This is a genomic window from Streptomyces sp. NPDC059853 (genome assembly GCF_042731495.1).
Lineage (GTDB): Bacteria > Actinomycetota > Actinomycetes > Streptomycetales > Streptomycetaceae > Streptomyces.
In genome coordinates, this window is the sequence record NZ_JBHWJL010000221.1 from 1 (window position 1) to 8,959 (window position 8,959).

The window sequence follows — 8,959 nt, forward strand, 5'->3', positions numbered from 1 at the left end:
GCCCGGCGGTGCGCGGGGCCGGGCGCGGGGGCGCCGGACGGGTCGCCTTCATGACCGGCAGCGTACGGCCGCCGCCGGTGGCCGGGGCGGCCGTTAAGCGGGGCATAAGGCGGTGCTGAGCGGACCTTAAGCCCTTCGCGGGCGGCTCACAGCGGGCCGCCGGGGACGCTGAGGGCAGCGTTGCCCGGGGGAAACGGGGGTGATGCGGACGGGTAACGCGGCCCGCGCACGCTCGGGGCATGGCAGAAGTGGTGATCGTCGGCGGCGGGATGGCCGCCGCCCGGCTGGCGCGCCGGATCGACGCGCCCACCACCGTGATCGCCGGGGAGCGGGGCCCGGCGTACAACCGGGTGCTGCTGCCCGGTGTGCTCGCGGGACAGTACGGGCCCGAGGTGATCGCCCTGCCGGAGCCGGGCAAGCGGGTGCGCTGGCGCGCCGGGGTGCGGGCCACCGCGATCGACACCGCCGCCCGTACGGTCCGGTGCGACGACGGCTCGTCCGAGCCGTACGGCACGCTGGTGCTGGCCACCGGCGCCGCGCCGGTGCTGCCGCCGCTGCACGACGGCGTCCTGCCCGAGGGCGTCCGGGCGTTCCGCACCCTGGAGGACGCCCTGGCGCCGCCCGGCGCGCGGGCGGTGGTGATCGGCGGCGGCCTGTCGGGGGTGTCGGCCGCGGCGGCGCTCGCGGTGCGCGGCACCGAGACGGTGCTGGTGCAGCAGGGCGAACGGCTCATGGAGCGGCAGCTGGACGCCGGGGCGTCCGCCGTGCTGCGGGAGCGGCTGACGGCGCTGGGCGTCGAGGTGCACACCGCGTGCCGGGTACGGCGGCTGCTGCCCGGGGCGGTCCGGCTGGCCGACTCCTGCGAACTGGCCGCCGACACGGTGCTCCTGGCCTGCGGTGCACTGCCGCTGACCGGACTGGCCCGCGACGCCGGGCTGCGCACCGGCGCCACCGGCGGGGTGCTGGTCGACGACCGGCTGCGGACCTCCGACCCGCACATCCACGCCGTCGGCGACTGCGCCGAACACGCCGGACGGGCCTACGGGCTGGCCTCGGCCGCGCTCGAACAGGCGGATGTGCTGGCCGAGGTGCTGGCCGGCCACCCGGCGGCCGGCTACCGCGGCTCCCGCCCGCTGTACCGGCTCTCCCTGCCCGGACCGATCGACCTGGCGGCCTTCGGTACGCCCGGCGCCGACCCGGGCGACGACACGGTGCGGCTCGCCGACGCCACCCGGGGCACCTACCGCAGCCTCGTGGTGCGCGGCGACCGGCTGCGCGGCGGGGTGCTGGTCGGCGATCTCGGCGCGGTCGGCACACTCGCCCGCGCGTGGGAGGCGGACGAGCCGCTGCCCGCCACCCCCCTGCTCCATCTGCTCACCCACGACGGAGGTAACTGATGTCCACGGACACCATCGTGCTCATCGGGCACGGGATGGTCGGCCAGCGCTTCCTGGAGGAGCTGGCCGAGCGCGGCGTCACCGCCCGCTCCCGGGTGATCGTGCTCGCCGAGGAGGCCAGGCCCGCCTACGACCGGGTGCGGCTCACCTCGTACTTCTCGGGCGTCACCCCGGACGAACTCTCCCTCACCCCGCCCGGGTTCGTCCGGGAGCACGGCATCGAGCTGCTGCTGTCCGATCCGGCCGAGTCCATCGACCGCGCCGCCCGTACGGTCACCGCCCGCTCGGGCCGGGTGATCCGCTACGACACACTCGTACTGGCCACCGGGTCGGCGCCGTTCGTGCCGCCGGTGGAGGGCCGGGACGCCGCCGGGTGCTTCGTGTACCGCACGATCGAGGATCTGCTGGCCATCGAGGAGTGGGCCACGTCCGACCGCACCCGCTCCGGGGTGGTGGTCGGCGGCGGGCTGCTGGGTCTTGAGGCGGCGGGCGCGCTGCGCGGGCTCGGCCTTGTTACGCACATCGTGGAGTTCAACCCGCGGCTGATGCCCGTCCAGGTGGACGAGGGCGGCGGCGCGGCGCTGCGCCGCACCGTGGAGGAGATGGGGCTGACGGTGCACACCGGCGTCGGCGGGCAGCGGATCCGCACTCGTCCCGAGGACGGCGCGGTCAGCGGCATGGACCTGTCGGACGGCTCGTCCGTGGACGCCGATCTGGTGGTCTTCTCCGCCGGGGTGCGCCCCCGGGACGCGCTGGCCCGCGCGGCCGGTCTCGCGGTCGGTGACCGCGGCGGCGTCGCCGTCGACGAGCGCTGCGTCTCGGTGTCCGACCCGGCGGTGTACGCGATCGGCGAGTGCGCGCTGGCGGCGGACGGCCGGGTGTACGGGCTGGTGGCGCCCGGCTACGAGATGGCCGCCACCGCCGCCCGGGCCATCGCCGGGCAGGACGCGGCCGGGACGGCCGGGTTCACGGGGGCCGACACCTCCACCAAGCTGAAGCTGCTCGGGGTCGACGTGGCCTCGTTCGGCGACGCGCACGGCACGGCGGACGGCGCGCTGGAGGTGGTGTACGCCGACTCCCGCTCCGGGGTGTACAAGAAGCTGGTGATCGGGCAGGACGGCACCCTGCGCGGCGGGGTACTGGTGGGGGACGCCGACTCCTACGGCATGCTGCGCCCGCTCACCGGCAGCGTGCCGCCCGCCCCGCCCGAGCAGCTGGTGCTGCCCGCCGGGCTGGCGCCGCCCACGGCGCTCGGCCCTGGCGCGCTGCCCGACGAGGCGGTGATCTGCTCCTGCCACAACGTCACCAAGGGCGCCGTGCGGGCCGCCGTCACCGACCACGCCTGCACCTCGCTGCCCGAGGTGAAGAAGTGCACCCGGGCGGGCACCGGCTGCGGCAGCTGCGTCAAGGTGCTGGGCCAGCTGGTCAACGAGGAACTGGCGGCCGGCGGGGCCGAGATCGACAGCGGCCTGTGCGGCTGCTTCGCGCAGACCCGCCAGGAGCTGTACGAGATCGTGCTGGCGCTGCGCGTCACCGGCTTCCGGCAGCTCCTGGACGGCCACGGGCGCGAGGCGGCGCGCGGCGGCGAGGGCTGCGAGATCTGCAAGCCTGCGGTCGCCTCGATCATCGCCTCCCTCGCGCCGTCCATCGGCGCCGGCGGCCATGTGCTGGACGGTGAGCAGGCCGCCCTCCAGGACACCAACGACCACTTCCTCGCCAACATCCAGCGCAACGGCTCCTACTCGGTGGTGCCGCGCATCCCGGGCGGCGAGATCACCCCGGAGAAACTGATCGTCATCGGGGAGGTCGCCCGCGACTTCGGCCTCTACACCAAGATCACCGGCGGGCAGCGCATCGACCTGTTCGGCGCCCGGGTGGACCAGCTGCCCGCCATCTGGGGCCGGCTGGTGGAGGCCGGGTTCGAGTCGGGACACGCCTACGGGAAGTCGCTGCGCACCGTCAAGTCCTGCGTGGGCTCCACCTGGTGCCGCTACGGGGTGCAGGACAGCGTGCGGATGGCCATCGATCTGGAGCTGCGCTACCGGGGGCTGCGCTCCCCGCACAAGCTCAAGTCCGGGGTCTCCGGCTGCGCGCGCGAGTGCGCGGAGGCGATGGGCAAGGACTTCGGGGTGATCGCCACGGCGAACGGCTGGAACCTGTACGTCGGCGGCAACGGCGGCGCCACCCCGCGGCACGCCGACCTGCTGGCGCAGGACCTGTCGGACGCCGAACTCGTGCGGCTCATCGACCGGTTCCTGATGTTCTACATCCGCACCGCCGACCGGCTGGAGCGCACCTCGGTGTGGCTGGAGCGGATCGAGGGCGGTCTCGACCATGTCCGGGACGTCGTGGTGCACGACTCGCTCGGCATCTGTGAGGAGTTGGAGGCGCTGATGGCGGCGCATGTGGCGGGCTACCGCGACGAGTGGGCGCAGGTGATCGAGGACCCGGAGAAGCTGGGGCGGTTCGTGTCCTTCGTCAACGCGCCGGGCGTCCCGGACCCCAGTGTGCGGTTCGTGCCGGAGCGGGGGCAGAGCAAGCCGGATCTGGTGCTGCTGTCCGGCCCGGAGATCCCGGTCGGGGGGCGGGTGTGATGGCCGGGGACCGGATCGAGGTCAGGTGCGGGACGCGGTGGGTGCCGGTGTGCGCGGCGGACGGTCTGGTGCCGGGGCGCGGGGTGGCGGCGCTGCTGCCGGACGGGCGGCAGATCGCGGTGTTCACCGACCGCTCGGGCACGGCGTACGCGATCGGCAACCGGGACCCGTTCACCGGCGCGTACGTGCTGTCGCGCGGGCTGCTGGGGTCGGCGGGCGGGCGGGCCTTCGTGGCGTCGCCGCTGCTGAAGCAGCGGTTCGATCTGCGCACCGGGCGCTGCCTGGACGACGACGACCCGGCCCGCTCGGTGCCCGTCCACCCGGTGCGGATCCGGGCGGAGGCCGGGGAAGCATAGGGCCTGCCCGGTGTCAGGAGAGGGTGCTCTCCGGCAGCGGCATCAGCCGGTTCTCGCCCGGGGCCACCTCGAAGCCGACGCCGTCGGGCGGGCCCGCCCCGTCCGGCCCGGCGTAGCCTCCCCCAGCCTCCGGCCGGGGGTGCCCCCGGGCCAGTTGCACCCGTACCGGCTCCTCCTCCCACGGCGGGACGCCCACCCACAGCTGGCCCGGCTTCATCCGCACCTGGATGCCGCCGTCGCTGCGGTAGCGCATCGAGAACCCGTACTCCGACAGCTCCGGCAGCGGCGCCGGGTCCATCCACAGCACCCCGTCCCGGGTCTCCAGGCCGGTCAGACCGCGCTGCAGCAGATCCAGGGTGCCCGCCATGGCGCCCAGATGGATGCCCTCGGCCGTCGTCCCGCCCTGGATGTCGGCGACGTCGCTGGCCAGCGCCTCCTGCAACTGCTCCCAGGCGTCCCGGTGCCGGGCCCTGGCCAGCACCCAGGCGTGCACCAGGCCGCTGAGCGTGGAGCCGTGGCTGGTACGGGCCAGGTAGTAGTCGACGGTGCGGCGCCAGGTCGCGTCGTCCACGTCGTAGCCGAGCCGGCCGAACAGCCGGCCGAGTTCGGCGGGGGTGAACAGGTAGCCGAGCATGAGGACATCGGCCTGCTTGGACGCCTGGTAGCGGTTGACGCTGTCGCCCTCCGCCTCCAGGATGCGGTCCAGCCGGCGGATGTCGCCGTGCCGGGCGCGCAGCCCGTCCCAGTCCAGCTCGGCCAGGTCGCCGTAGCCCGCGAACTGGCTCACCACGCCCCGGTGGAAGGGCACGTACAGCCGCCGGGACACGTCGTCCCACATCTCGGTCTCGCCCGGCCGCATGTCGAGCCGGTCGAACAGCTCGTCGCGGCGGGAGGCGGGCAGCTCGCGGGTCAGCTCCAGGGCGCGGGCCAGCACCCAGGAGGCGGTGACGTTGGTGTACGCGTTGTCGTCCAGGCCGGGGCGGTCCGCGTCCGGATAGCCCTCGTGGTACTCGTCCGGGCCCACCACCCGTTTGATGCGGTACCGGCCCAGATCGTCGTCGAAGACCGCCGAGTCGGCCCAGAACCGGGCGATCTGCACCAGCATCTCGGCGCCCTCGGCGTGCAGGAACCCGGTGTCGCCGGTGGCCTGCCCGTACCGCCACACGTTGTAGGCGATGGCCGAGCCGACATGGTGCTGGAGCCGGGAGTGGTCGGGCAGCCAGCGCCCCGAACGCGGGTTGAGGTGCACCTCCGGGGTCTCCTCGCGGCCGTCGCTGCCGCTCTGCCACGGGAAGCGGGCACCGTCCCGGCCGATCGCGCGGGCGGCGCGCAGCGCCTGCGGCAGCCGGCGGTACCGGTAGGTCAGCAGCGCCCGGGACACCTCGGGGAAGTGCAGGTTCAGATAGGGCAGGACGAACAGTTCGTCCCAGAAGACATGGCCCCGGTACGCCTCGCCGTGCAGGCCCCGCGCGGGCACGCCCACGTCCAGGTCGGCGGTGTGCGGGGAGAGCGTCTGGAGGACGTGGAACAGGTGCAGCCGCAGGATGTGCCCGGCCTCGCCCGGCGCCTCGACGTCGGCGCGCCGCCACAGCCGCTCCCAGGCGGCGGCGTGCGAGCCGAGCAGTGTGTCGAAGTCCCCGGCGAACCCGACGCGTTCGACCGCGGCCTCCAGCGGGCCGCTGATCGCCCGGTCCCGGGAGGTGTGCAGGGCCACGGTCTTCTCCACGGTCACCGGCTTCCGCGGCCCGATGGGGACGGTGAGCCGCTGGGCGGCGCGGCGGCCGGCCAGTTTGGTGCGTACCTGTTCGGGCTTGCGGCGCCCGGCCCGGCAGCGGGTACGGGCGGCGAGGGCGACATGGATGGCCGAGCGGGTGGTGCGGCAGTGCAGCCACACGGTGTCGGCGGCGTCGGGCGCCGCGCCCGTCCTGACCTTGGTGAGGTGCGAGCCGGCCAGGTCGCGGTAGCGGGCGACGCCGGTGTTGGCGACGGTGCCGTCGATGGCCGACTCGATCTCCACGGTGCCGCGCCAGTCCTCGGCGGTGAACGTGGTGCGCAGCGCGGCCAGATGCGGATCGCCCATGTGCACGAGCCGGGTCTGTTCCACGCCGAGGTGCCGGCCGTGGGCGTCGCGGAAGCGCAGCGCCCGGTGCAGGGTGCCCTGCCGCAGGTCGAGCCACTGGCGGTACAGCAGCAGTCCGTGGCGTTCGCGGTCGGGGGAGAACCAGCGTCCGGGCGGCCCGTCGTCCGGGTGGATGCGGAAGCGCAGCGGCAGCCAGTTGGGGAGGTTGACGATGTCCTCGTTCTCGACATCGCGTCCGGCGACGTGCGAGGTGAGCCGGTTGTAGCAGCCGGCCACGTACGTCCCGGGGTAGTGGGCGGCGCCCGCGGTCACCTCGGGGGCGGCGCCCCGGGTGGCGAAGTATCCGTTGCCGAGCGTGCACAGGGCTTCCCGCAGCCGTTCGCTGCGCGGGTCGTAGTCCTCGTACGCCCAGATCCACTCGTTCGTCAGCCGGCTCAGTTCGATGGAGGTCACCGTGCTCACCTCCCGCCGTCGTCGGGGGCCAGCAGTTCGCCGAGGTCCGTCACGACGAGGTCGGCGCCGTGGTCGCGCAGGTCGGTGGCGCTGGTGGCGGTCCGGGCCCGGTCCACGCCGATGACGAGGGAGAAGTCGCCGCGCCGGCCCGCCTCGACGCCGGCCAGCGCGTCCTCGACGACGGCGGAGGCGTCCGGGGGCACGCCGAGCCGCCGGGCGCCCTCCAGGAAGAGCGCCGGGTCGGGTTTGCCGCGCAGCGCGAGGTGGGCGGCGTCGTTGCCGTCGACGACGGTCTGGAAGAGGGTGCGGACGCCGGTGTGGGCGAGCAGGTCGCGGGCGTGCCGGGAGGAGGAGACGGCGGCGCAGGGCACGCGTTCCTCGTAGAGGGCGTGCAGCAGGCGGACGGTGCCGGGCCAGGCGTCCACGGAGCCGTCGGTGAGGCGGCGCAGGAACTCCTCCTCCTTGCGGGCGGCGACGGCGCAGACGCTGCCGGTGCCGGGCGGGTCGTCGGGGTCGCCGAAGGGCAGGCCGATGCCGCGCTGGGTGAGGAAGGAGGCGGCGCCGTCGAGCCGGGACTTGCCGTCGACGTAGCGCCGGTAGTCCTCGCCGGGGTCGAAGGGCGGCTGGCCGTGCTCGCGGCAGACCGGGTCGAAGGCCGCCTTCCAGGCGGCGGCGTGCGCGGGGGCCGAGTCGGTGATGACTCCGTCGGTGTCGAAGACGACGGCCCGGCACGCTTCCAGCTCCGGAACGGTGATGGCACTCATGGTTTCCATGGGAACCCCTGTTCGCCAGGTCGGCAACGGCAGCGGGCGGGGGCCGTGCGGGGCGGGGGCGGGCCGGGTCAGGAGTCCGCCGTGATCTCGCTGCCCGAGACGCGTTCGGGCCGGATGCGGAGCCACAGCTGCCGGTCGCCGCCCGCCCAGGGTTCGGTGTGGGCGGCCTCGTCCAGCTGGCGGCGGGTCTCCTCGTCGGTGACGAGGGAGGCGTGGCCGACGATGAGGACGCTCCAGCCCTGGCTGAGGGCCTCGTCGATGTGGTCGACCTCGAAGGCCACCCGGTGCCCGGCGGCAGAGGCGACCGGGGAGCCGGCGGAGGTGCGCAGGACGACGCTGTCGCCGACGATGGAGTAGTTGACGGGGTAGATGCCGGGCCCGCTGTCGCTGTCCACGCCGATCCGGCCGACGCCGTAGTCGGGGATACGGGCCCGGGACTCGGTGGCGTTCAGGGCCACCAGGCGCGCCTCGCGGTTGGCCCGGCCGCCGCCGGAGGCCACGTCCGAGCCGGTCAGCTCGGCGACGGTGGTGTCCAGGGCGCGGGCCACCCGGGTGAGGGAGCTGCGGCTGGGCTCGGCCGGGTGTTCTTCCAGGTAGGCGAGGTATTCGGGAGCGATGCCCGCCCGCCGGGCGACCTCCTCGCGGCTGAGTCCGAGCCTCTCGCGCAGCAGGACGACGCGGCGGCCGACGTCCGTGCGGTGGTCGAACGCCGCCTGACGCGGGTGCGCGCGGTGCCCGGACCGTGGTCCTGCCATGGGCGACCACCTCCCTCACCCAGCATGGCGCGGGGGCGGGCGGGCCGCTCGTCGATCACCGGGTCAGAACACGGTGTACGGGTCGCCCCCGGCGTCGCGCAGCAGGTATCCGGGGGCGGTGCGCTCGATGGACTCGCGCAGTCCGGTGAGCAGGGCGACGCGGTCGCCGGGGGCCAGCCCGAGGGCGCGGGCGGCAGAGCGGCCGCGGGCCGGGTCGAACTCGGGGAGCCCGGACAGTTCCTCGTCCAGTTCGGCCAGCACCCCGGCGACCGGGCGGGCCCGGCGGGGCGGGCTCAGATGGAGGTACTCCTTCCAGAACGGCACCGCGGTCATCAGCTCCAGGGCGGTGCGCAGCGAGTCGGCGAGCAGGGCGCACTCGCCCTCGGAGGAGGCGTACAGGAGGGAGGCGCCGTCGACGAGGAAGTAGCTGCCGCCGGCGCCGCAGCCCGCGACGGGGGTGAGGGCGGCGCCCGAGCGCAGGGTGAGGCCGGGTTCCACCGGGTCGCGGCGGGTCACGTCGAAGTCGCAGGGCCACTCGAAGTACCGGAACC

Annotated in this window: 6 protein-coding genes and 1 pseudogene; 3 read left to right on the top strand and 4 right to left on the bottom strand. The window is 74.8% G+C overall.

Annotated features, from left to right (window positions below):
* Nucleotides 1-248: 248 nt before the first annotated feature.
* The 3 genes from ACFV5N_RS20400 to nirD are packed head-to-tail and all read left to right on the top strand — an operon-like array spanning nt 249 to nt 4,347.
* Nucleotides 249-1,397, top strand: a complete 1,149-nt coding sequence (locus tag ACFV5N_RS20400) for an NAD(P)/FAD-dependent oxidoreductase (RefSeq protein ID WP_385601701.1) — start codon at nt 249-251, stop codon at nt 1,395-1,397.
* The gene (nirB, locus tag ACFV5N_RS20405) at nt 1,397-3,991 is read left to right on the top strand and encodes a nitrite reductase large subunit NirB (protein WP_385601687.1); all 2,595 of its coding nucleotides are present in this window, start codon (nt 1,397-1,399) and stop codon (nt 3,989-3,991) included. The genes ACFV5N_RS20400 and nirB overlap by 1 nt, the downstream gene beginning before the upstream one ends.
* Nucleotides 3,991-4,347, top strand: coding sequence for a nitrite reductase small subunit NirD (nirD, locus tag ACFV5N_RS20410; protein ID WP_385601690.1), 357 nt, complete (start codon nt 3,991-3,993; stop codon nt 4,345-4,347). Before nirB ends, nirD begins: the two co-directional genes overlap by 1 nt.
* A gap of 13 nt (nt 4,348-4,360) precedes the next feature.
* Here the strand turns inward: nirD and ACFV5N_RS20415 are convergent, their stop codons facing one another.
* The 4 genes and pseudogenes from ACFV5N_RS20415 to ACFV5N_RS20430 all read right to left on the bottom strand — a co-directional run.
* Entirely contained in the window at nt 4,361-6,880 is a 2,520-nt protein-coding gene (locus ACFV5N_RS20415) for a glycoside hydrolase family 65 protein (RefSeq protein ID WP_385601693.1), read from the bottom strand.
* Between the two features lie 5 nt (nt 6,881-6,885).
* Nucleotides 6,886-7,644, bottom strand: coding sequence for an HAD family hydrolase (locus tag ACFV5N_RS20420; RefSeq protein WP_385601696.1), 759 nt, complete (start codon nt 7,642-7,644; stop codon nt 6,886-6,888).
* 77 nt (nt 7,645-7,721) lie between these two features.
* Nucleotides 7,722-8,408 (bottom strand): helix-turn-helix domain-containing protein, encoded by a 687-nt coding sequence (locus tag ACFV5N_RS20425; RefSeq protein WP_385601698.1) that lies wholly within the window; start codon nt 8,406-8,408, stop codon nt 7,722-7,724.
* 63 nt (nt 8,409-8,471) lie between these two features.
* Nucleotides 8,472-8,959, bottom strand: a pseudogene (locus ACFV5N_RS20430) (hypothetical protein); the annotation flags it as partial.

Coding starts and splice junctions, on each gene's coding strand:
- nirD (WP_385601690.1), top strand. CDS start 3,991: ATGGCCGGGGACCGGATCGAGGTCAGGTGCGGGACGCGGTGGGTGCCG.
- nirB (WP_385601687.1), top strand. CDS start 1,397: ATGTCCACGGACACCATCGTGCTCATCGGGCACGGGATGGTCGGCCAG.
- ACFV5N_RS20420 (WP_385601696.1), bottom strand. CDS start 7,644: ATGAGTGCCATCACCGTTCCGGAGCTGGAAGCGTGCCGGGCCGTCGTC.
- ACFV5N_RS20425 (WP_385601698.1), bottom strand. CDS start 8,408: ATGGCAGGACCACGGTCCGGGCACCGCGCGCACCCGCGTCAGGCGGCG.